We start from the raw sequence: 22597 nt of genomic DNA on the forward strand, positions 1-22597 counted from the left end.
GGGATGAACATTTTTTCATCGCGTGATCTCCCATATAAAGGCAGGAAAATCAGTGAGAGCCGTGTTCAATGCGTCGCCCCGCCAGCCCTCATCATAGGGGGTCCGGGGGGTTGGACTCACCGGTGCGAAATTACAATGAAGATTTTTTTACAATAAGAGGCAGGCAAGGCCACACACACCCAATATTGGCGAGAGACCTTACTGAACCAAAAAAGAGAATGATTCCAGGATATATCGACCGACCAATCAGATCCTGAGCTCTTTGAACTTCTCCACATTCTTTGTGAGCGCTTCAAGTTCGCTGTCCGTAATCTGCATCCTGCTCCCAAGGACATCCACCTCATGAAGGAGCTGCTGGATCCTGACGTACATGACGTACATGATAAAGAGCTGGATCACGATCACGATGCCAAAGATAATGAGGAGAATCCCTCCCATGTCAAATGCTTCTGCTGTCATTCTAATTCTTCACCTTGAACAATGTTCTTGCAAGACGGTCAATGAACCCTTCACGCGCGGCGCCGCCCTCGTCATGATACTCACACCCTGCGATCTCCGCCGCGATCTTCTTGATCGCCCGCGACGCAGGGCACGTCGGGTGCCTGATCACCATGGGAGTCTTATACGCCGCCGACTCCCTGACAAACGTGTCCTCTGGAACCGCACCCAGCGTCCTGACTCCAAGCGATTTTTCGATCTTGTGCTCGACCAGATCGATATTGTCTCTCCCGGCCCGGTTGATGATGGCATGCTGGACACGACCCCCCACCAGTTCGGTCAGGATCTTTGTCTTGAGGGCATCCACAATAGAGGAGATCTCGGGGTTGACCACCAGGATCACCTCGTCGGCAACCGCAAGCGGGACCACCCCGTCCCGGCTGATGCCAGCCGGGGCATCGATGAGGAGATAGTCACACCGGTTGGTGAGTTCATGCATCACATCGCGAAGACTGTCAGGATTCGAGTCCTGGAAACCCTGGAGCGAGATCCCACAGGGGACCACCTTCAGGCCGGCAGGCCCATCATAGATCGCCTCGTCGATGGTGGCCTTCCCGGCAAGCACCTCATGGAGGGTCACCGGCACATTTTCAAGCCCGAGCAGGATCCCGATGTTGGCCATGCCCACGTCAGCGTCGAGGATATAGGTTTCTTTGCCGAGTTGTGCGAGCGCGGTCCCGAGATTGACCGTCGTGGTCGTCTTGCCCGTTCCGCCCTTGCCTGAAGCGATCGTATATGCTTTGATCATCTCATTCCTCGTCCAAATTTCAGTGTTCCTTCATGTGGGTGTGCACCACAAACGAACTACAGCCACTGCTGCAGGATCTTAACTGCGTCGTGCTCCATGTCCTGCACCCACCGTTCAGGGATGTTGTGCTCTGTACGCAGGATGCCCACCAGGTTCGATCCCTTGTGCTGGATACCAAAGAGCATCACCGTGGGGTCGTCAGGATATCCTCCTTCTGAGAAGATGTAACTATACTTCGCGGCGTCCGAGGCGGCATCCTCCTCAGAAGAGGCAACAACAAGACCGTCGTCGGTCGAAATCGTGAAGCAGTCAAGGTAATACTTCTCACAGAGCGCCTTCATGCTCCCCATGATATCGGCACGCCCCTCAATAAGATCGGTCTCACGGGGCGGCTTTTCCCACTCGACCTCGCGGGACCGCTGGATATGTTTAAAGAGTTTGAACATATCGACCGGCCCCTGGGCCGCCGTCCCACCGACCATCTCCCGCAGGCGTCCGGCCTGCTGGGTCTCAAGCGTCTCGGTCTTGACCTCTTCAATGAGCCCCCTGACCCTGATCAACTGGAGCACACACCCGGCGATGCCGACACCAATCAGGGTAAGGAGGACCACTATGATCTCTCCCAAAACAACGAGCATCGTTCCGTCATCCATATTCTTACTTCACTCCTTTTTCTTCTCTTTCTCTACGAGATGGCCAAGTTCCAGACGGTCGAGTATCGAGAGATAACTCTCTTTCAGATCGACCGCCATCTGATCCGCATCAATGGTATCAAGGGCGGCCAGGTCTTTGAGGACCGGGTCCACATAAGACTCAGGTGCGGGTTCCCCGGGATGATGCACTTTTTTTGAACGTTTTTCCGGGCCCAGTCCTGGGACCGTACCCTGAGCACCAGGACGCACGGGCACAGGTGCGGCATCGGCCTCGCGCCTGCGGCGCAGCACGGGAGGGGGGGACGCGGGACGTGTCCTGCCGCCCCCCACCTTGCACTCCTGATTGAATTCCATGGCGAGAGCGAGTTGCGGGCCGGTCAGCGAGTAGACAGCCACCACACAGGGCCCATCCGTCTCCCGCATCGTTCTGAGCACAGGAGCGCCGCGTTCGCGCCCGCCCCCTGCAAGGACACAGGCACCGCCCGAGAAAACGAGGGTGTGACTGCTTGAATCAAGGTTGAAAATGGCATATCCCGTGAAACCATCACGTTCCAATTCTTCAAGAAGTGTGTTGCCGACCACACCCTGCCTGATCTCAATGAGACGACCCCTGGGCACCTGGAGAGGAGTGGCCTGACCCTGTGCCGGTCTCGGGTCCGGCCTCTGATTTTTGACCGGACCCTCTTCCTGACGTTTTTCAGGGCGCGGGACGGCCGCCTTTGCATTGAACTCAGCCGCCAACCGGATCTGCGGGCCGGTCAGGAGATAGAGAGCCACCTCTGCCGGGCCCTCCAGAGTTCTGACCGCGTCCCATGCACGGGCCCCCTGCAGGGTCTGATACTCGGCGAGAATGCAGGTGCCCTCCGAGAAGACCAGCGAGATTGAGGTCCCCCCGTGGTTCACCATCGCATAACCTGAGAACGAGGTTTCTGCCATCTCAGCGAGTATGGTAGATAAAGGAATATCTCGCTTGATGGAAGAGAAGTTACCTCTCGGAATATCCATTACTAGGTTGTAGCGTTTGTAGATATTATAACTATATGTTAATTGGGCCAAATGGAATAAGATATATATGACGATGCGATGGTAGTGAGATACCGATAAAAATATACCTATTGCAGATAACCTCATTTCTTGGGCCATAGACTGAAATAGAAGATTTTCACACAGAACCCCGCGGGCAGATTCAGAAATGGAGCAAATCAGCTTCAAAAGACAAAAAATCCAAAAAATTCAACAAAGATTCCAGATCGTACCGCGAAGGGAGATCTGAGCTCTCTTTATCGGAGGGTACGCCCCATATGTAGACCGAGAGAAAGCAAAAAATGTTATATGAGCAGAGGTAAGGTACGGTGGGCATGACAGAACAACTGGGATTGAAGGAGAGGATCAACCGGTTTATCAAGGCCATCATGGGAGTGGAGGGCGTCTCGGCCTGCGCTCTCTCCTCAAGAGATGGGATCTTGATCGGCAAGGCATTTCCTGACGGGATATCAGCACCCTCTTTCGCCGCGATGAGTGCAACACTCCTCGCATCCGCCGAAGCGGCCGCCAGCATCGCACACGTCCATCCCCCCAAACAGATCGTGGCCACCAGCGAGGGGGCGTCGCTGATGGTGATCAGTGCAGGGGAGCGGACACTAATTGCAGCAATAGTCGACGACAACACCGACCACGAAAAGATCTATACCTCCCTCACAGAGATCGCGCACGAGATCGCGGAGGTACTGTAATGTACTCCGTCATGGTGATCGACGACAGTCCCTTCATCGTAGACGTCTTTGTCACGATGCTGGAGCGAGGGGGCTATCAGGCCATTGCGGCCTACAGTGGAGAAGAGGGGCTTGAGATCCTCAAGACCGTGACCCCCGACCTCATCCTCCTTGACATCATGATGGAACCGATGGACGGCTGGGAGACGCTTGAGAACATCAAGATCAACCCGAAGACCAGGGAGGTCCCGGTGTTGATGCTGACCGCCAAGCAGCTGACCCCAGACGAAGCGGAGGGATATGGGTCGTACATCGAGGACTATATTCTCAAACCGATCACCCACCGCGAGCTGTACGAGGCGATCGAACGAGTGCTCCAGCGCCGCGAGATGATCAGGAGCGATGTCGAGAACGCACAGCAGGTCGGGCTCGACCAGCACCTGGTCGACGAATACACCCGTCTTGCCAAGGGCGTCGACGTGAACTCGCGACTCTTGCGCATCCTGGAGACCACCTACAATATCCACGACTCCAAGGCAAGCGAGAAGATCTCGCTGGCGATCAAGAATATGGAGAACAGCATCAAGTTTCAGGAAAACCGGCTCACGCAGATCAAGGAACAGATCAAAGCACTCCAGGGAAAGCAGACCCAGGAGTGACCCCCTGACATCAGATCCTGGGGCGGCCGCGAGGCATGCGCCCCGGACCGATCGCCCTATGGCGAGAACATCTGAGCCACACACTTTTTTTGGATGCATCCAGGAATTCATCTTCACGCCTTTCCCCTGACCACCCAGATTTGGGCAGGAGGTCACATGACAGGATCAACGCCCCATCTGGAACAATTTCAGGACCATACCCCCCCAATTCATGCAATTTCCCGCTCGATGAAACAGATCGGAGCAGTTATATCCTCACATGACTCATAGAGTCTGAGATGGGTAGGGCCCAGACCGAACGGTCCGAAACCCTTATCTTCTCTGAAAGCATTGTAATAGTGCTGTCTGCACAATGGGCCCATAGCTCAGTTAGGTAGAGCGCTTGGCTTTTAACCAGGTGGTCGGGGGTTCAAATCCCTCTAGGCCCGCTGCCATGGCGCAGACTGTGGTTTTTATGTGGTGATACACCTGAACTTGACTCTTTCTCACTCGGGGGACAAAAATTGAGCACCAAATTTAATGTTATAGAGCACGAGATGGTGCCGGACCACCAGAAAATGAGCGAGGGGGAGGTTGCGGAACTGCTGTCCCGCTACCAGATCACGCTCGACCAGCTTCCACGGATCTATGGCGACGATCCGGCAGTGAAGTCAATCGGAGCAACAACCGGAGACGTCATCAAAATTGTTCGGAAAAGTCAGACAGCAGGACTTGCCGAGTCGTATCGGTACGTGGTCAAGAGACCGAAAAAATAACGGGGCGGATAAACCTGTTGGATAGAAGTATTTTATCGCGGGCATACTTCTCAGGCGATCATGTTGCCCGCCACCAGCTGGACTCGTTCAATCACTTCCTTGAACACAACCTGCAGAAGGTGGTGGACGAACAGCGCATCATTGAGACTGACATCGAGAACAGAGGTAAGAACAGTGAGGCGGTATGGGTCGAACTCGGGACGATCCGTGTCAAGAAACCGGTCGTCAGGGAGGCTGACGGTTCCCAGAGCACTCTTTTCCCAGCCGAAGCGCGTCTGCGCAACCTCACCTACGCAGCACCACTCGAACTGGAGATGACTCTGGTCCAGGGCGATGTACGCGGCGAACCGATCACCACCGTGATCGGGCAGTTGCCCATCATGATCGGGTCAGAGGCCTGCAACCTGGCCGAGATCCCGGTATCTGAGCGGGTCACCCACGGCGAAGACGCCTATGATCCAGGTGGCTATTTCATCGTGAACGGCTCAGAACGGGTGCTGATGACCCTTGAGGACCTTGCCTCGAACAAGATCATGACCGAGTTCACCGAGCGCTACAACGAGCGTATCTACGTGGCAAAGGTCTTCTCACAGTACCGTGGCTACCGTGCACTCGTCGTCGTGGAGAAGAACAAGAAGAACCTTCTTGAGGTCTCGTTCCCCTCGGTCGCCGGCCACCTGAACTTCGTCGACCTGATGCGGGCACTCGGGCTTGGAACCGACCGCGAGGTCGTGGAGGCCGTCTCGACCGACGAAGAGATCCTCACCTACATGATGCAGAACCTCGAAGCATCTGAGTGCGACTCGATCGAGAGCGGGATCATGTACGTGGGCAAGAAACTCGCGCCCAACCAGACCAAAGAATACCAGCGGCGGCGGGCCGAGTTTGTCCTCGACTCCTATCTCCTCCCGCACCTCAACTACCTGATGCCCGAGCACCTCAAGGAAGGCGACGAGGGATATGAACAGGCGGTCGTAAGCGTGAGACTTGCGAAGGCGCATTATCTCGGACGCATGGCCGAAGCGTGCTTCGACCTCGTGCTCGGGCGGCGTAAGGTCGATGACAAGGACCACTACTCAAACAAACGGCTCAAACTTGCCGGCGACCTGATGGAAGACCTCTTCAGGATCTCCCTCAACCGGCTTACCAGGGACGTCAAATACCAGCTCGAACGGGCAAGCATGCGCCACCGCGACCTCTCGATCTCGACCGCGGTCAGGGCCGACGTGCTCACCGAACGCCTCCTCCACCCCCTGGCCACCGGGAACTGGGTCGGCGGAAGGACGGGGGTTTCCCAGTTGATGGACCGGACCGACCGGATGAGCGTACTCTCGCACCTGCGCAGGGTCATCTCGCCGCTGTCCAGGTCGCAACCCCATTTCGAGGCCCGTGACCTGCACCCGACCCAATGGGGTCGGATCTGTCCGTCCGAGACCCCAGAAGGTCCGAACTGTGGGCTTGTGAAAAACTTTGCACAGATGGTAGAGATCTCAAAAGGCTATGACAACACAGAGGAGGTCAAGAACATCTTTTACAACCTCGGCGTTGAACCGTTGACCCTCGGGGGTGAACAGCAGTGAAAAAATCACGCATATTCCTGGACGGTTCACTCATCGGGCTGGTAGAAAACCCGAAAGAACTCGTCGAAAAGGCCAAGGCAATGCGCCGCCACGGCGCAATCTCAAACGAGGTGAACATTGCCTACGAGGAGTTCAACGGCGACGTGGTCATCAACACCGACCGCGGCCGGGCACGCCGTCCCCTTATCGTCCTCAAGGACGGCAAACCCCTCATCACCAATGAAGACCTTGCTCACCTTCAAAACCATGACGAAACCTTCGAAGATCTTGTAGGCCAGGGTTTCATCGAGTACGTCGATGCAGAAGAGGAAGAGAACCTCTTCATCGCGATCACCGAGGACGAGGTCACTCCAGAACATACCCACCTCGAGATCGACCCTTCGCTGATCCTCGGAATCGGAGCGGCCCACGTTCCTTTCCCAGAACACAACGCTTCCCCGCGTGTCACCATGGGTGCAGGCATGGTCAAGCAGGCCCTCGGGTTTGCGACCGCCAACATGAAACTGCGTCCTGACACCAGGGCCAACTTCCTCCACTATGCCCAGAAACCGATGGTCTACACCCAGGCCTCCGACCTGATCGGATCTGACGACCGGCCTGCAGGCCAGAACTTCGTCGTGGGCATTCTCTCCTATGAAGGCTACAACATCGAGGATGCCCTCATCTTCAACAAGGCCTCCATCGAGCGCGGGCTTGGTAGGTCCCACTTCTTCAGGACCTATGAAGGCGAAGAGCGGCGGTACCCCGGCGGCCAAGTCGACCGGATCGAGATCCCGGACGAAGAGGTCTCAGGCGCCCATGGCGCAGAATATTATCAAAACCTCGACGACGACGGGATCATCAACCCCGAGACCGTCGTGCGCGAGAAGGACATCCTCATCGGCAAGACATCCCCGCCGCGGTTCCTTGAAGAACCGAGCGGCGAACTGATCGCCGTCGAGAAGCGGCGCGACACCTCGGTGACGATGCGCAGCAACGAGCACGGGATCGTCGATACCGTGATCATCACCGAGGGCGAAAATTCGGCCCGCCTCGTCAAGGTGCGGACTCGCGACCTCAGGGTACCCGAAGTCGGGGACAAGTTTGCGTCCAGGCACGGGCAGAAGGGTGTCATCGGCTGGATCGTCCCGCAGGAGGACATGCCCTTCACCGAGGCAGGGATCGCCCCTGACCTCGTCATCAATCCCCACGCCGTCCCGAGCCGGATGACCATCGGGCACATGCTCGAGATGCTCGGCGGCAAGGTCGGGGCACTGGAAGGGCGGCGGATCGACGCCACCCCATTCCGTGGCGAGAAAGAAGAAGATCTCAGAGCGTCCCTGAAAAAATTCGGGTTCTCGCATACCGGCCGTGAAGTGATGTACGACGGCTACACCGGCAAACACTTCCTCACCGACATCTACGTCGGGGTCATCTACTACCAGAAACTCTACCACATGGTCTCCTCAAAGATGCATGCCCGGTCCCGCGGCCCGATCCAGGTGCTCACCAGACAACCGACCGAAGGTCGTGCCCGCGAGGGTGGTCTGCGGTTCGGTGAGATGGAGCGCGACGTGATGATCGGGCACGGCGCCGCCATGGTCCTCAAAGAACGTCTGCTCGAGGAGTCCGACAAGGTGGAGCAGTATGTCTGCGCCAAGTGCGGGATGATCGCGATGGTCGACCGCAAGCGCAACGTGACCAGGTGCCTTACCTGCGACAGCGAGACCGACATCTACCCGGTGGAGATGAGTTATGCGTTCAAACTCCTCCTCGACGAGATGAAGAGTATGGGGATCGCGCCCAGAATGCGGCTTGAAGACATGGTATAAGGGGGGGAAAAGAGATGACAAGTCCGAAAAGAGTTGGAAAGATCGAGTTCGGCCTGCTCTCGCCGAAAGAGATCCGCCAGATGTCAGTCAGGAAGATCATCTGGGCTGACACCTATGACGACGACGGCTACCCCTATTCGCAGGGGCTGATGGACCTCCACCTCGGGGTCATCGACCCGGGGATGCGGTGCAAGACCTGCGGCCAGAAAGCAAGCGAATGTCCAGGGCACTTTGGCCATATCGAACTTGCAAAGCCGGTGATCCACGTCGGGTACACCAGGCTGATCAGGAAACTCCTGCGTGTCGCCTGCCGCAGCTGCGGCAGGATCCTCCTCTCCCCCGAGGAGATCACCAAGATCGTCGGGGAGAAGAAAGACGAGGTCGTTGGGGAACTGGTCACCGAGAAAGATATCAAGAAAGAACGGGTCTGCCCCTACTGCGGCGAGCAGCAGTTGAAGGTCAACTTCGAGAAACCGACGACCTTCTCTGAAGTCTTCATCGTCACCGACGACAATGGAAAGGAGAAGAAAGAGGAGCACAAGTTGACCCCGGCGGACATCCGCGCCAGACTCGAGCGGATCCCTGACGAAGACCTCCGCCTCTTTGGGATCGATCCCACGGTGGCGCGGCCTGAGTGGACGATCCTGACCGTGCTCCCGGTCCCGCCGGTGACAATGCGCCCGTCGATTATCCTGGAGAACGGGCAGCGGTCTGAGGACGACCTCACCCACAAACTCGTCGACATCATCAGGATCAACCAGCGGTTCAAGGAGAACCAGGACGCCGGGGCACCCCAGTTAATTATCGAGGATCTGTGGGAACTCCTCCAGTACCACGTGACCACCTACATGGACAACGAGGTGGCCGGGTGTCCGCCAGCGCGCCACCGTTCTGGCCGGCCCCTCAAGACCCTTTCCCAGCGTCTGAAAGGGAAAGACGGCCGGTTCAGGGGTTCACTCTCTGGGAAACGTGTGAACTTCTCGGCCCGTACCGTCATCTCGCCCTGCCCGTACCTGGAGGTAAACGAGGTCGGGGTACCCCTGGCTATCGCCAACGAGATGACGATCCCGGTCCCGGTGACCTCCCAGAACATCGAAGTGGCCAGGTCATATATCAGAAACGGCCCTGAACGCACAAAACTCACCGAACCGCCTGGTGCCAACTATGCCATCCGCCCTGACCAGCGGCGCCTGCGTCTCTCCGAAGAGAACAAGGAAGACGTCGCCGACCAGATCGAACCAGGGTGGACCATCGAGCGGCAGATGCAGGACGGCGACCTCGTCCTCTTCAACCGTCAGCCCTCCCTGCACAGGATGTCGATCATGGCCCATCACGTCAAGGTCATGGACGGCAAGACCTTCAGGTTGAACCCGGCGGTCTGTCCTCCATACAACGCCGACTTCGATGGCGACGAGATGAACATGCATGTCCTGCAGACCGAGGAGGCGCGGGCCGAGGCCGAGATTCTGGTCAATGTCCAGGAGAACATCCTCTCGCCGCGTTTTGGCGGGCCGATCATCGGGGGCATCCACGACCACATCTCAGGGATCTTCCTTTTAACTCACGAAAAGCGCTGGTTCGATAAGAGCGAGACCCTCTACCTGTTGCGCTACGCCCATATCGAACACCTCCCAGAGCCCGACAGGGTCGTGGACGGAAAGCCCTACTGGACGAACAAGCAGGTCTTCTCGATGATCCTCCCCGACAAGATCAACATGATCTTCAAGGCCTCGTCCTGCGAGCACTGCGAGGTCTGCAAGCGGGAGGCATGCGAGCGTGACGCCTATGTGCGGATCAAAGACGGCGAACTCATCTCGGGCACCATCGACAAAAAGGCGATCGGCGCCTTCGACGGTGAGATCGTCACCCGTATCATCCGTCAATATTCCCAGAAGCGGGGCGCACAGTTCATCAACGATGTGACCAGGCTCTCCATCCGCGGGATCATGCACGACGGGTTCTCCTTCGGTATCAACGACGAAGACCTTTCCAAGACCGAATATGGCCTCATCCACGAGATGCTCGACAAGGCCGAGGACGATGTCCGCCGCCGGATCCAGATCTACGAGGAAGGCCAGCTCGAACCGATGCCTGGCCGGACCGAGGAAGAGACCCTGGAAATGCAGATCATGCAGGTGCTCGGCAAGGCCCGTGACCGCACCGGTGAGATCGCCTCCAGGCACCTGGGTCTCTCCAACAGTGCAGTGGTGATGGCGGTCTCTGGTGCTCGTGGTTCGATCCTGAACCTGACCCAGATGGCCGGGTGTGTCGGGCAGCAGTCTGTCCGTGGTGAGCGTATCGTGCGTGGGTACGACCAGCGGACCCTGCCGCACTTCAAGCGCGGCGACCGGGGCGCGGGGGCCCACGGGTTTGTCAGGTCTTCATATAAGAAAGGGCTCAACCCGACCGAGTTCTTCTTCCACGCCATCGGTGGGCGTGAAGGTCTGGTCGATACGGCGGTCAGGACGTCACAGAGCGGCTACCTGCAGCGGCGGATGATCAACGCCCTCCAGGACCTCAAGGTCGAATATGACCGTTCAGTGCGGACGACCGGCGGGCGGATCCTCCAGTTCAAGTACGGCGAGGACGGGACCGACCCGACAAAGAGCAGTTATGGTGAACCGGTGGACGTGAAAGGTGTGATCGAGAACGTGCTCAAGGAGGAGATCTGATGTTGGACGAGGGGATGCATGACGCGATCAGTCATGCCGAGATCCCGGACAGTACTAAGCAGGAGATGGTCAAGTACCTCGAAGAGAAGGAGCTCACTCCTGAACAGTTCGAGTCGATCATGGCCGGGATCACCGAGGAGTACACGCAGACCAGGATCGAACCATGCGAGGCCTGTGGGATCGTGGCTGCCCAGTCCCTGGGCGAACCTGGTACGCAGATGACCATGCGTACCTTCCACTACGCGGGTGTGGCCGAGATCAACGTAACCCTTGGTCTCCCGCGTCTTATCGAGATCATGGACGCCAGGAAGGAACCGTCCACTCCGACGATGACCATCCATCTCGAAGATGAGTACGCCTCAGACCGTGACAAAGCACGAGAGGTCTCCTGGCAGATCGAGGCGGCGCCGCTCCACGAGTTCGGGGATGTCGTCACCGACATGGCAAACCTGAAGGTGGAGATGCGGTTGAACCCGGCGGTCTGCGACAAGCGCAAGATCTCGGTCGAGGAGATCCTGGAACGGGCCCCGCAGAAGATCAAGGAACGCCGGCACTACCGGGACTTCGAGTCAGAGGCGGACGTCGCCGAGGCGAGGATCACCTTTTTCCCCAAGAACGAGAGTTACCAGAATCTCTTCCAGCTTGCCGAGCACGTCAGGGGCGTGATCGTGCAGGGGATTGACGACATCGAGCGGGTCGTCGTCAGGAAAGAGAAGGGAGAGTATATACTTTATACTGAAGGCTCCAACCTAAAGGATGTGTTCGAGGTCGTGGGTGTCGACACCACCCGTACCCGCACAAACAATATCAACGAGATCTCCCAGATCCTCGGGATCGAAGCGGCACGAAACGCGATCATCGACGAGATGAAAAGCACCCTGGGAGAACAGGGTATCTCGGTCGATGTCCGTCACATCATGCTCATCGCAGATATGATGTGCATGGACGGCGAGGTCAAGCAGATCGGGAGGCACGGGATCGCAGGCGAGAAGGAGAGTGTCCTTTCGCGTGCAGCCTTCGAGGTGACGGTTAACCACCTTCTCGATGCTGCAGTCGCGCACGAGACTGATATTCTCAACGGCGTGACCGAGAACGTCATCGTCGGCCAGCCGATCCAGCTCGGGACTGGAGATGTCAAGTTGATTGCAAAACCCTTACACCAGGAGAATTAAAAATGGACTTTAACGAGTCTTTAAGAAGAGCCATCAAAACCGGAGAGGTCTTCCTTGGACAGAACTCGACCGAAGAGTGTGTCAAGGCGGGGAAGGCCAAACTCGTAGTCATCGCAAAGAACTGCCCTGCAGAGTTCAAAGAGGCCATGCTGGCCCGCGAGGACATCGAGACATATGTCTACAATGATTCAGGTGTCCAGCTCGGGAAGGCGTGCGGAAGGCCGCATGTTGTCAGCGCACTCGCCATCGTAGACGGAGGCGAGTCCGACATCCTCAGCATCAAGAGGGCCTAAATGGCGGAAATTAAAATCACTGAAGACTGCATGCAGTTGATCTCTCAGTTCGAGAATATGACCGGCGCCGGGAGCCGCGACTGCATCATCGACGAGCGAAACGATCGTATCATCTTTGTCATCAATCCTGGCGATATGGGGCTTGCAATCGGGAAGCGGGGTTCGACGATCAAGAAGGCTTCCGAGATCTTCGGCAAGAGGATCGAGGTCGTCGAGTATTCGGACGAGCCTGAGCAGTTTGTCAAGAACTGCTTCATGCCGGCTCAGGTTCTCTCGGTCACCTTCGAGGAAGACGAAGAGGGTGAGACTGTTGCGTACGTCGACGTAAAGCCCGAAGAACGCGGTCTTGCCATCGGAAAGGAAGGCAAGAACATTTTCAAGGCAAAGAGACTCGCGGAACGGCAGCACAGCATCGGCGATGTGCAGCTCGTGCAGGACGACGAGGACTTCTAACCCTCTTTTTTTCTGGCAACCGGATCGTCTATATAGATAGGCAACCCCTGCCCTGGCATGGTACTGAAGGCGCTCTTTCTCAACTGTACCCTGAAGTATTCCCCTGAAGTCTCGAATACCGAGGCGTTGATCCAGAAGGCGGCGGCACTCTTCCTCGACCTCGGGGTGGAGAGCGAGGTGGTGCGGCTTACCGAATATGCGGTGAGGTTTGGGACGTCGTCAAACGAGGGAGAGGGGGACGAGTGGCCGGCGGTCCTCCAGAAGATCAAGGACTGCGATATCCTGGTGATCGGGTCGCCGATCTGGTTTGGGGTACGGTCGTCGGTGGCCCAGCAGGTCCTCGAGCGTCTGGACGGGACATATGCCGAGGGAGATCCCGAGAACGGGCAGTACCCGCTGTACGGGAAGGTGGCCGGGGTGATCGTCACCGGCAACGAGGACGGGGCCCATACAGTGGCGGCCCACACGCTCTTCAATCTCACGCACCTGGGGTGCACGATCCCGCCAAATGCCGACTGTTACTGGGTGGGGGACGCCGGGCCCGGGCCGAGTTATATCGAGGCGGGAGGCGACCGTCACCTGTACACGAACCGGACGGTGCGCTATATGGTCCACAACCTGGTGTTCATGGCCGGGCTCCTGAAGGCGCACCCGATCCCGACCGACCTGAAGGCGCTCGATGAGGAGGCGCGGGGGGTCAGCCGGTGAATTGTCTCCAGGCCTCTTGAACAAGACGCCTGGGGTCTGCAGAGAGCGGCACCCGAGGATTTACCATACATATGATCTCGAAGAGCGACTGTGTAGAATCAGGCATGAACCCCTGGCTCACGCATATGGCATAAAATGATCATAGGTCTCCTGGGACACCATGCAGGAAGATCATCATATGGCCGCCCCCGCCTCCCCTCGTCGTGGGGGCTTCCCCAGGCGTGGTGGCGGGAGAAGGCAGGCAGGCAGGCAGGCAGGCACAGGTGCGCAACAAAAAGGGGGAAGACGAGAGTTCTGAGATGACCTCATCACCTATGCCTGAACCCGTCCAGGGTTCATGACGAATTCTACAGAGCCTGAACGAAAACCTGTATTGACTCTCTAGAACCGCCGGTGATACATCTCATCAGGCACTTCTTCTTCCCATACCCCCCCACCTCCAGGACATGGTACCTTCCCCAAGAGTTATTGCCATGGAGAGGTATGGAACACCCGGAATTCCGGAGGGGGAATGAGCAATGGGGATAGGTCTGAAGACTTTTACTGTCGGTTGATCCCGGTTCCACCGGAGGGAGAGGGGCGGCTCGCACAGATGACACCGGTCCCTCATGGCCCGGGCAGGGTGGAAGGAGGCCATGCCTGTCAGGAGAGAACTGCTGAGCCAGAGGCACGGACCCTGGAGCGGAGTGCATGAACAGGAGAGACTGGGCCTGTCAGGCACATGAGGCCATGCACGACGTCGCCAGGGCGGGGAAGGGGTCCAGGCTTCTTGTCACCGGCGGAGTGGGCACAGGCCGGACAGTCCTTGTTGCCCTGCTCGCCCACCTCTTCGCCATGCAGGGCATGGAGGTGCTTGCCGTGGACGCCGACCCCGAGCAGCATCTTGCGGCCTCACTCGGGTTCCCGCTGGCACGACTCTACGAAGGCGGGGTAGAAGAGCAGCACGCAAATGGTACGGGTACGCTCCTGCACCTGGGTCCGCAGGTCTCAGGTCCTCATGAATGCTGTGAGATGCGTCTCGCAGACCGCCTCACGCTGTGCATCACCGGAGATCTCGACGGCACCGGGTATGGCAGGTTCGGGGAGATGACCCGTGAGTTTCTCCGCCTGACCGAAGGGGTGGTGCTCCTCGACACCCTTGCGGGGGCGGAGCACCTCTACCAGGCGACGGCAGAAGGATTTTCCAGGGCATTGGTGATGGCCGATTCTTCACAGGGCGCACTTTCTGTCGCGCTCAGGGCGGCCGCCTTTGTCCACACCCGCGGGATCGATGAGATCCACCTGGTGGTGAACCAGGTCTGCGGGGAGACCGACCTGGAGGAGGTGGGGCGGGCAATCGGTCCCTGTCATCTCTTTACCACGATCACCTACCTGCCGTACGACGAGGGGGTGGGACGGGCCTGGCCGGCGGTTTTTCCTCTTCTCCAGGAGGAGACGCCCTTCATGAACGGGGTCAGGGGGATATTCAGGATTTTATCCAGGACAGACCGGAGATAAAATCTCTTCCCCATATCTAAAACCCCGATAACAGACTTAAGTCATATCGGGCGTCATATATAACTCTCCTCCTGAATATACTCGTGATGAGGTGTGGAAAGGACAAGAATCCCAGGAAAGAAATCGAGACCGTCTGGGACCGGTTTAAGCAGCAGCAACCACCCTGCCGATTCTGTGCACAGGGGGTTTCGTGTAGCCGATGTGCCATGGGGCCATGTCGGATCATCCCGGCGACCGGTCGGGTGCATGGGGTCTGCGGGGCCGACGCCGACCTGATCGTGGCCAGAAACCTCCTTGACACCATCGTCACCGGAGCGGCGGCGCATGCCGACCATGGCCTCGATCTTGTAGAAGCACTGCACCGGATGGCAGAGGCCGGGGGGGTTGGTGCCGACCCTGGGGAACTGAGAGAGAGTGCCAGGCGACACGGAGTCCAGACCGACCCCCAGGACGACACTCATGTCGCCCATGACCTGGCGCATGCCCTCTATGAGGAGTGCTGGAGTGCACGGAGCGAAACGAGCGGGGTCAGGTCTGCTCCCGCACAGACCAGGGCGATCTGGGCAGAAGCCGGGATCAGCCCGCGGGGCGTGGGCAGGGAGATCGTGGAGGCGATGCACCGGGTCCACATGGGGGTGGGAGCGGATTATCGGTCTCTCCTCCTGCACGGACTGCGGACAGCCCTCAGCGACGGGTGGGGAGGCTCGATGGTTGCGACCGAATGCTCTGATTTCCTCTTTGGCACACCGACAGTCCGCACCGCCGAGGTGAATCTGGGGGTGCTCAGGGATGACCAGGTGAACATCGCCCTCCATGGTCACAACCCACTTCTCTGTGCAGAGATGGTGAGGGGCGCCGCTGACCCCGACCTCCTGGCCCGTGCCAGGGCCCTGGGTGCGACCGGGATCAACCTTGTCGGGCTCTGCTGCACAGGGAGCGAACTCCTGATGCGGGGAGGCATACCCCTGGCCGGCAACCACCTCGATCAGGAACTTGTCATCGCCACCGGAGCACTGGAGGCGGCGGTGGTGGACTACCAGTGTATCTTCCCATCCCTCCCCCAGACCGCGGCATGTTTCCACACACATATCATCTCCACGAGTCAGAAGGCGCGGTTGCCTGGGGCGCTCTATATACCGTTCAACCAAGAGAGCGCACACAAGACGGCCCACGAGATCATACGCCTCGCGGTGGAAAACTTCCAGCACCGGGACCATGAAAGGGCGTACATCCCAGGGGGTCCGGTCCGTGCCATGACCGGGTATTCGGTAGAAGCGCTCACCCATGCCCTCGGCGGCGGACTCGACCCTCTTGCCAGGGCCCTTACCGATGGGCAGGTCCAGGGAATTGCGGCGGTCGTCGGGTGCAACAACCCAAAGGTCAGTCATGACGCCGGGCATGTGACCCTTGTGAGGGAACTGCTCAGCCGCGATATCCTGGTGGTCGGAACCGGATGTGCGGCCATCGCTGCAGGAAAGGCCGGACTCATGCGACGGGAGGCGGCGGACGCCGCCGGGCCAGGGCTTGCGTCATTCTGCAAGACCTATGGGATCCCGCCAGTCCTCCATATGGGCTCATGCGTCGACAACTCCAGGGTGCTGACCCTGGCCGCGGCCCTGGCAGAGGCGTTCAACGTGGGGATCGACCGTCTCCCCCTGGCAGGTGCGGCACCTGAATGGTACTCCCAGAAGGCGGTCTCGATTGCGCTCTATTTTGTTGCGTCAGGGATCACCACCGTCCTCGGAGTGATGCCGATGATCGCCGGGAGCCAGAAGGTCGTCGATCTCCTGACAACAGACCTTGCCGGGGTGGTGGGCGCGACCCTGCTCGTGGAGCCGTCGCCACTCGGGGCCGCCGACCTCATCGAGGCGCACATCATGCAGAAGAGGGAAGAGCTCAGAATTTAAGGGTCTCCTCTCTCATCAATATGGCCCTCGCAGTGATCGGTGGTGTGTCTCCTCACCAGATCCTTCTCGTCCCGATCTTCGTCCTGGGGGCCCGGGGGTGAAACCCCGGCAGAAGATATGGGAAGGCATCCCCTCTTTATATCACCCATGAGGGCCATTCCCCCTGACCGCCCATGCTCGACCTCTTCAGGATCGTCCTCACGGTCGCGGGTCTCTGTCTTTTCAAGACCATCTCCTCCATCGACAAGGTGCTCGGCACGATGGGGGGGCGTGCCAGGCGCTGGTTCCTTCTCTGGGGTCTACTCCTCGCGGTCTTTGTGGTCAGGGGGCTCATTGCCACCTTCTCCGACGACCCTGCGGCGGGCGGGGCGAACGCTACCTTGCCGGGAAGGGCGTCTGGTTTTATGCCGCCGTCTCGGTGGCCCCTGCAATCATCGTCTGGTTCGCGATCACCCGCGAACCTCTCATGGCCTTTGGTGCGGTCATGGGTTCGACGGCATTTTTTATCGTGCAGGAGTTTCGGAACAATGCCGAGCTTAAAGAACAGCAACTGAAAGAGGCACACCTCTCAGACATCTCGAAGTGATCGATGCCACCTTCTCCATCGACGGCGTCCTCGGGGCCTTTGCCTTCACCTTCTCGGTCCCCTCCATCATCCCCGGTAATGGGATGGATCAGGGCAGTGGGGGTACGGCAGGTGAGCGTCGGGAACATCGAGCAGATCAGGCGCTATGTCTTTCTCAAGAACGGGGCAATGTACTCATCCTCTGTCTGGGCCTGGTGATGCTCCTCGACGCCTTCGGGCTGCACGTCCCTTCCTATGTTCGCCGGTCGTCACCTTCGCCGTCGTCGGGGATTTCATGTATAAATCAATACAATTCGCACGCTACATGGACCGGCGGACCGGAACGTAAGAGGGCCCGGTTGTGTAGAACATCACCTTCGTCTCGCGCAGGAGGGGATACGATCTTCATGACAGATGCTGTAGAATTACTCATGAAGCGAAGGCACGCTTCACGCATACGGGAGGAAAATATCTCGTCGCTTGCTCACTCTTTTTCAAGACTGAAAATCCGCTGGGGGTCTTGTTTCATCGCCGCCCCCACCTCTCCTCGTCGTGGGGGTCCGGGGGGTGCAACCCCCCGGCGCGAGAGATGACAGGAAAGATTCTGCAATGAGGGGCGGCACATCGGATCGGCACCCCGGAAGCGCGTTCTCCGGACCCCGGGCATGACGATAGGGACGGAAGGCAGAGAGCCTGAACGTTCTGAGGACGGTTCTTTTCTCCGTATATCAAGGTATGAGGGATATCTCTGTTTTCGGCCCTGTAGAAATCCTCTGGATGGATCTCTCTGCCGGGAGGTTTCACCCCCCGGACCCCCCGCCACACGAAAAGGTCGAGGACGGCAGCACTCTCTTTATGGTCATCGATTCTGCCTGCCCGGCCCTATCTTCATCCCGGGGGCCCGGGGGCAGAGCCCCCGGCGAGAAGATGGGGGAAGACGGTTGAATCGCGCTCGCACCCAGAAAAAGTAAGGGTTTCTACAGAGCCCTGTTTTCGAGTTCTCATCGAAGTTATCCCAAAACTTCTCTGGCCTTGATCGGTGAGTGAAAGACGTTTCTGAAGCAGGGTGTCGTTCAAGAGATTGTTGCCGCCCCACCCCTACCTTCGTCGTGGAGGGTCCGGAGGGTTTCCCCTCAGCAGGAGAGAGCGAGGAAACATTCTTTATTCTTTCTGTGGGCGGCATGGCTGATCGATCTGCCTTTCTCTGTCATTCGCACAGGGGCCACCCCCCCCCTGGACCTCTGGGATTGAAGTGGAGGAGGCAGAGGAATGGCTGGAAAATGTCTCGATCCTGATGATTGATCGAGCCTGGGATACTTTTGGGATATGCTCATCCATAACTCCAGAATTGAACGTCTGGATCATTTTCATGGTAAATCCTTGAGATGATGCTCTGTGCAGGGAGGTGCCGCCTCCACAACCCGCTGTCACACGATAAAAGGTTGAGGACTGCAAGCGCCCTCGTCATGGTCGTCTATTCTGCTTTCCCAATTCTATCGTCATCCTGGGGTCCGGGAGCAGAGCCCCAGGCAAGAAGTTGAAGGAAGGCGGGAGAGTCGCGCTCACACCAGGAATTAGTGAGGGTCTATACTGAACCTTATGAAGAACGTTCTCTGTTCAGCCACTATTCACCGGTTCTCATCACAGATGAGTGGAGTGCGTAGAGTTCGCAACCCTCGCCAGGCCCTTCATGTAGTGTTTCTCATTTCATTTCCGCGTTCACCGCAGCAACGAGTGCCGCAGGGTCACAGGTCCCAAGAAGGACCATCTCCCCGTCCCTGCGGTACACCCGCACCCCACGGTTCCCGCCGGTGGAGTAGCCCCTCTGTCTCAGACCGCCCCACCTGATCCCCCACCCCCCGAACTCTGCAAAGGGACGGTAGGTGCAGGCCTCCAGGCGAGTGATCTCCTCCCAGGGGATCGCCCTGAACCTGAGGTGAAAAGGGAAGAACCGATAATAGATCCCGTCGTCCCGCACCTCAAGGGTGAGGTTCGTGACGACGAAGAAAAGGGGGAAGAGTATCCCGAAAATGAGGGCGACGACCGCGATCCCTTCATCAGACGCCGGATTATTCCCAAAAGGGATACCCAGCACAAGCTGTTGCACTGCGCCCCACCAGATCAATCCCGCGATGAAGATCAGGAGCCCCCAGAGCCAGGGGGAGGTGAAGTGCTGCACCTCCCTGTACCTCACCTCAGTCACAACACTCTCCCCGGAGGAACGCCTCGACCACCGGCATGGGAAGGAGGGTCCGCTCTGCGATCTCGTCTGCAGAGAGTCCCTCATCGGAAAGACGGAGGACCACCGCGTCCATCGGTTCGGCCACCTCGACCAGGTGACCGTCAGGATCATAGAACCGCACCGCCAGTTGCGCCCAGGGCTGTGCGGTGAGAGGATGGAGGAACCTGGCCCCGGCCTCCTCTGCCCGCCGGGCCACCTCCCTCACCGCAGTCGTCTCAAAGTAGATCTCCACCCTGGGTGCCCCCTCGTCTCCCGGCATCTTCCCCTCGAAGAGGAAGTCGTTCACATACCCCCGTTCCCAGAGAGCGAACCCCCCGACAAATCCGACATTCACCCCAAGGTCCAGGCCCACCTCCTGTCCCAGGACATTGACATAGAATTCTTTCGCACGCTCCATATCCCTGACAAAGAGGACCGGGCCTCTGAACGCAATCTCCATGATCTCCCCTCTTCATCTACCGTCATAAATCGATTGGTGCTGGCAGACCGGGGGCGCGGAAATCCTCCCCTGCCCTACCAAATGTACAGAATATCTGGAATAACAGCCAGATTATGGCGGTATAGACACCCCTCACCTCTTCCTGGTGCACGCGTGCCTCGGCCGCCGTGCTCAATGCTCGCGCCGGGGGCGTTGCCCCCGAACCCCCGGGAAGAGGATAGGAGCAGTAAGGCAGAACTAATGGCCATGATGAGGGGGTTGCCGTCTCCCACCTATCTTCGCAGGAGGGATTCTGAGGGAGGCATGCACCCTGTCGAAGACAACCATCAAGAGGATTTACCATGAAAATGATCCTGAAAATAATCTCTCCGGGTTTTTATGAGAATTTGAACCATCCTGATCTCGTTGAAGAGGATATACAGATGAGAGGGCTCTATAGAAACCCTCTTGATGGTCCTCTTCGACGGGGGGCTGGCCGCCCCCCGAACCCCCCGCGTCATGATAGGTCGTGGACTGCAATCCCCTCTTCATGGTCATTTTTTATGCCTTCCCGGCTCCATCGTTGTCCCGGGGGTCCGGGGGCAGAGCCCCCGGCGTGATTGTGTGGGAAGGCGATTGAGTTACCCTTGCACCGAGAGAAAGTGAGGGCTTCTACAAAGCCGATGAGAGAAAAACCTTCAGCATGATCGGCGTTCTGCATTCCCACCTCACCGCGCCGGGGGTGCACGCACCCCGTGACCCCCCGAGAGAGGAGAGGTGGAAGCGGCAGGTGAGTGGTGGTCCCTCCGTGGTATCCCGCGCGAAAGGGGGAGCACGGATCCACACACCCTGGAGATCTGTGATGAAAAATTTCCATCGCGTATGCCTGAACCAGGGGTTCATGCCCGATTCTACAGGACCCAGACAATATTGATTTCACAATTCTGGGGCGGGTACGAGCGGGCCCACACCCCGGACAAAACCATAATAAGTCATCCTCCTGATCCAGGTGTGGGGGGAGTTCCACGGACCACCGCATACCGCCGCTCATCCTGCTTGCCGTCCTCTGCCTGGTCTCCCAGGGGGCCGCCGACGAACCGACGGTGATCGTCTCGAATGCCACGCTCACCCCGCAGGTGCTGATGCCTGGGGACGAGGGGACGATCACCGTCACCCTGACCAACACCGCAAAGGAGGCGGTCAGGACCAGTTCGGATACCTCGACCGAACCTGGTACCGGGACCAGGACCGAGACGACGAGCACGGCCATCAACGCCTATGTCGAGAGTGTCAGCCTCAAGGGTAAGGGGCTCCAGGTGCTGAACGGGGCCTACGGCCAGGTCGGCGAGGTCGGCCCAGGCCAGTCGGTCACCCTCACCTTCCTGGTCAGGGCCCCGGCCGAGGAGGGGATCTACTTTCCCGAGGTCTGGGTGCGAGTTCAGGGGGCGCGGAGCGTGAAGTTCCCGGTCCCGGTCAATGTGAACTCGGCCTATGCCGTCATCAAGAGACCGGCGATCACGGTGGCACGGACCGTCCCCGACCAGGTGATCCCCGGCGAGTCCTTCTCCCTCGGGCTCGTCCTCACGAACGTCGGCGGGGCGAGGGCCCGCGACCTCTCGGTCCAGGTCTCGACAAACGACTCCCTCGTCTCCCTCACCCCTGAACACTACTACTTCGAGTCGCTCGAACCAGGCGAGGAGGTCGGGCTCAACCTCACCTTCTCGACCGACCGAAAGACCCCGACCGGCGTCCAGCAGGTCCCGCTCGCCCTCGCCTACCGCGCCCCGGACACCACCAGGACGAACATGACCGAGACCGTCGGGGTGCAGGTGAAGGGCCAGGCCCAGATGGGGATCGCCTCCCTCTCCACCGACCCGCCGCGCCTTGCCTCTGGCAACCCCTTCACCCTCATCATCAGGATCGAGAACACTGGCACCGACGACGCCAACTCGGTGCGGGCGACGATCGACCTCCCGTTCGAGGGGAACAAAGAAGCCTTTGTCGGGACGATCGAGCCCGACAACGACGCACCTGCGGTTTTCCTCCTCAGGGCCGGTGAGGCCGGCGACCGGCCCTACCGGTTGACCGTCACCTACCAGGACGACTGGGGCGAGCATGTCGTCGAAGAGAACCTCGCTCTCACTGTCGAGGCCACCGACCGCTCAGGGCTTCTCATCGCCCTCGCCGTCCTCGTTGTGGCGGCGGCCGCGGTCGTCCTCTGGATGAGGCGGCGGAAAAACGAGGAGGAGTGAAG

At 58.7% G+C, this 22597-nt stretch carries 20 protein-coding genes and 1 tRNA gene; 15 read left to right on the top strand and 6 right to left on the bottom strand.

Annotated elements, in window-relative coordinates; genetic code table 11:
• Nucleotides 1-246: 246 nt before the first annotated feature.
• The 4 genes from J2129_RS07130 to J2129_RS07145 are packed head-to-tail and all read right to left on the bottom strand — an operon-like array spanning nucleotide 247 to nucleotide 2835.
• On the bottom strand, nucleotides 247-459 hold the full coding sequence (locus J2129_RS07130) for a hypothetical protein (protein WP_209630208.1): 213 nt from the start codon (nucleotides 457-459) through the stop codon (nucleotides 247-249).
• Between the two features lies 1 nt (nucleotide 460).
• Nucleotides 461-1246, bottom strand: a complete 786-nt coding sequence (gene minD, locus J2129_RS07135) for a cell division ATPase MinD (RefSeq protein WP_209630209.1) — start codon at nucleotides 1244-1246, stop codon at nucleotides 461-463.
• Nucleotides 1247-1302: 56 nt separating this feature from the next.
• Entirely contained in the window at nucleotides 1303-1899 is a 597-nt protein-coding gene (locus tag J2129_RS07140) for a hypothetical protein (RefSeq protein WP_209630210.1), read from the bottom strand.
• A gap of 9 nt (nucleotides 1900-1908) precedes the next feature.
• A complete protein-coding gene (locus J2129_RS07145) occupies nucleotides 1909-2835 on the bottom strand; it encodes a hypothetical protein (protein ID WP_209630211.1) in 927 nt (308 codons plus the stop codon).
• Nucleotides 2836-3257: 422 nt separating this feature from the next.
• On the opposite strand from J2129_RS07145, the gene J2129_RS07150 reads away from it, so the two are divergent.
• The 14 genes from J2129_RS07150 to J2129_RS13190 all read left to right on the top strand — a co-directional run bounded on the left by J2129_RS07150 (nucleotide 3258) and on the right by J2129_RS13190 (nucleotide 17704).
• A complete protein-coding gene (locus tag J2129_RS07150; protein ID WP_209630212.1) occupies nucleotides 3258-3632 on the top strand; it encodes a roadblock/LC7 domain-containing protein in 375 nt (124 codons plus the stop codon).
• The gene (locus J2129_RS07155; RefSeq protein WP_209630213.1) at nucleotides 3632-4270 is read left to right on the top strand and encodes a response regulator; all 639 of its coding nucleotides are present in this window, start codon (nucleotides 3632-3634) and stop codon (nucleotides 4268-4270) included. Before J2129_RS07150 ends, J2129_RS07155 begins: the two co-directional genes overlap by 1 nt.
• Nucleotides 4271-4624: 354 nt before the next feature.
• Nucleotides 4625-4698 (top strand) — tRNA-Lys (locus J2129_RS07160).
• A 75-nt stretch (nucleotides 4699-4773) separates the two neighbouring features.
• The gene (locus J2129_RS07165) at nucleotides 4774-5025 is read left to right on the top strand and encodes a DNA-directed RNA polymerase subunit H (RefSeq protein WP_209630214.1); all 252 of its coding nucleotides are present in this window, start codon (nucleotides 4774-4776) and stop codon (nucleotides 5023-5025) included.
• A gap of 14 nt (nucleotides 5026-5039) precedes the next feature.
• On the top strand, nucleotides 5040-6605 hold the full coding sequence (locus J2129_RS07170; RefSeq protein ID WP_209631288.1) for a DNA-directed RNA polymerase subunit B'': 1566 nt from the start codon (nucleotides 5040-5042) through the stop codon (nucleotides 6603-6605).
• Complete coding sequence (rpoB, locus tag J2129_RS07175; protein WP_209630215.1) at nucleotides 6602-8416, top strand: DNA-directed RNA polymerase subunit B; 1815 nt, start codon at nucleotides 6602-6604, stop codon at nucleotides 8414-8416. The genes J2129_RS07170 and rpoB overlap by 4 nt, the downstream gene beginning before the upstream one ends.
• A gap of 14 nt (nucleotides 8417-8430) precedes the next feature.
• Nucleotides 8431-11088 carry a DNA-directed RNA polymerase subunit A' gene (locus J2129_RS07180; protein ID WP_209630216.1) on the top strand — a complete coding sequence of 886 codons (2658 nt, stop codon included), beginning with the start codon at nucleotides 8431-8433 and terminating at the stop codon, nucleotides 11086-11088.
• Entirely contained in the window at nucleotides 11088-12260 is a 1173-nt protein-coding gene (gene rpoA2, locus J2129_RS07185; protein ID WP_209630217.1) for a DNA-directed RNA polymerase subunit A'', read from the top strand. Before J2129_RS07180 ends, rpoA2 begins: the two co-directional genes overlap by 1 nt.
• Nucleotides 12261-12262: 2 nt before the next feature.
• Nucleotides 12263-12553 carry a 50S ribosomal protein L30e gene (locus J2129_RS07190; RefSeq protein WP_209630218.1) on the top strand — a complete coding sequence of 97 codons (291 nt, stop codon included), beginning with the start codon at nucleotides 12263-12265 and terminating at the stop codon, nucleotides 12551-12553.
• On the top strand, nucleotides 12554-13006 hold the full coding sequence (locus J2129_RS07195) for a NusA-like transcription termination signal-binding factor (RefSeq protein ID WP_209630219.1): 453 nt from the start codon (nucleotides 12554-12556) through the stop codon (nucleotides 13004-13006).
• Between the two features lie 57 nt (nucleotides 13007-13063).
• Nucleotides 13064-13714, top strand: a complete 651-nt coding sequence (locus tag J2129_RS07200; RefSeq protein ID WP_209630220.1) for a flavodoxin family protein — start codon at nucleotides 13064-13066, stop codon at nucleotides 13712-13714.
• Nucleotides 13715-14404: 690 nt separating this feature from the next.
• Nucleotides 14405-15211, top strand: coding sequence for a carbon monoxide dehydrogenase (locus tag J2129_RS07205; RefSeq protein WP_209630221.1), 807 nt, complete (start codon nucleotides 14405-14407; stop codon nucleotides 15209-15211).
• An 86-nt stretch (nucleotides 15212-15297) separates the two neighbouring features.
• Nucleotides 15298-17118, top strand: a complete 1821-nt coding sequence (gene cooS / locus J2129_RS07210; protein WP_209630222.1) for an anaerobic carbon-monoxide dehydrogenase catalytic subunit — start codon at nucleotides 15298-15300, stop codon at nucleotides 17116-17118.
• A gap of 418 nt (nucleotides 17119-17536) precedes the next feature.
• Complete coding sequence (locus J2129_RS13190) at nucleotides 17537-17704, top strand: hypothetical protein (protein ID WP_348632307.1); 168 nt, start codon at nucleotides 17537-17539, stop codon at nucleotides 17702-17704.
• Between the two features lie 1681 nt (nucleotides 17705-19385).
• Here J2129_RS13190 and J2129_RS07220 read toward each other — a convergent pair.
• Together J2129_RS07220 and J2129_RS07225 are read right to left on the bottom strand one after the other, a co-directional pair.
• Nucleotides 19386-19886, bottom strand: a complete 501-nt coding sequence (locus J2129_RS07220) for a DUF6141 family protein (RefSeq protein WP_209630223.1) — start codon at nucleotides 19884-19886, stop codon at nucleotides 19386-19388.
• Complete coding sequence (locus tag J2129_RS07225) at nucleotides 19879-20364, bottom strand: VOC family protein (protein WP_209630224.1); 486 nt, start codon at nucleotides 20362-20364, stop codon at nucleotides 19879-19881. Before J2129_RS07225 ends, J2129_RS07220 begins: the two co-directional genes overlap by 8 nt.
• A 1082-nt stretch (nucleotides 20365-21446) precedes the next feature.
• On the opposite strand from J2129_RS07225, the gene J2129_RS07230 reads away from it, so the two are divergent.
• A complete protein-coding gene (locus J2129_RS07230; RefSeq protein WP_209630225.1) occupies nucleotides 21447-22595 on the top strand; it encodes a COG1361 S-layer family protein in 1149 nt (382 codons plus the stop codon).
• Nucleotides 22596-22597 lie beyond the last annotated feature (2 nt).

The sequence above is a fragment of the Methanofollis sp. W23 genome, from assembly GCF_017875325.1.
GTDB lineage: Archaea > Halobacteriota > Methanomicrobia > Methanomicrobiales > Methanofollaceae > Methanofollis.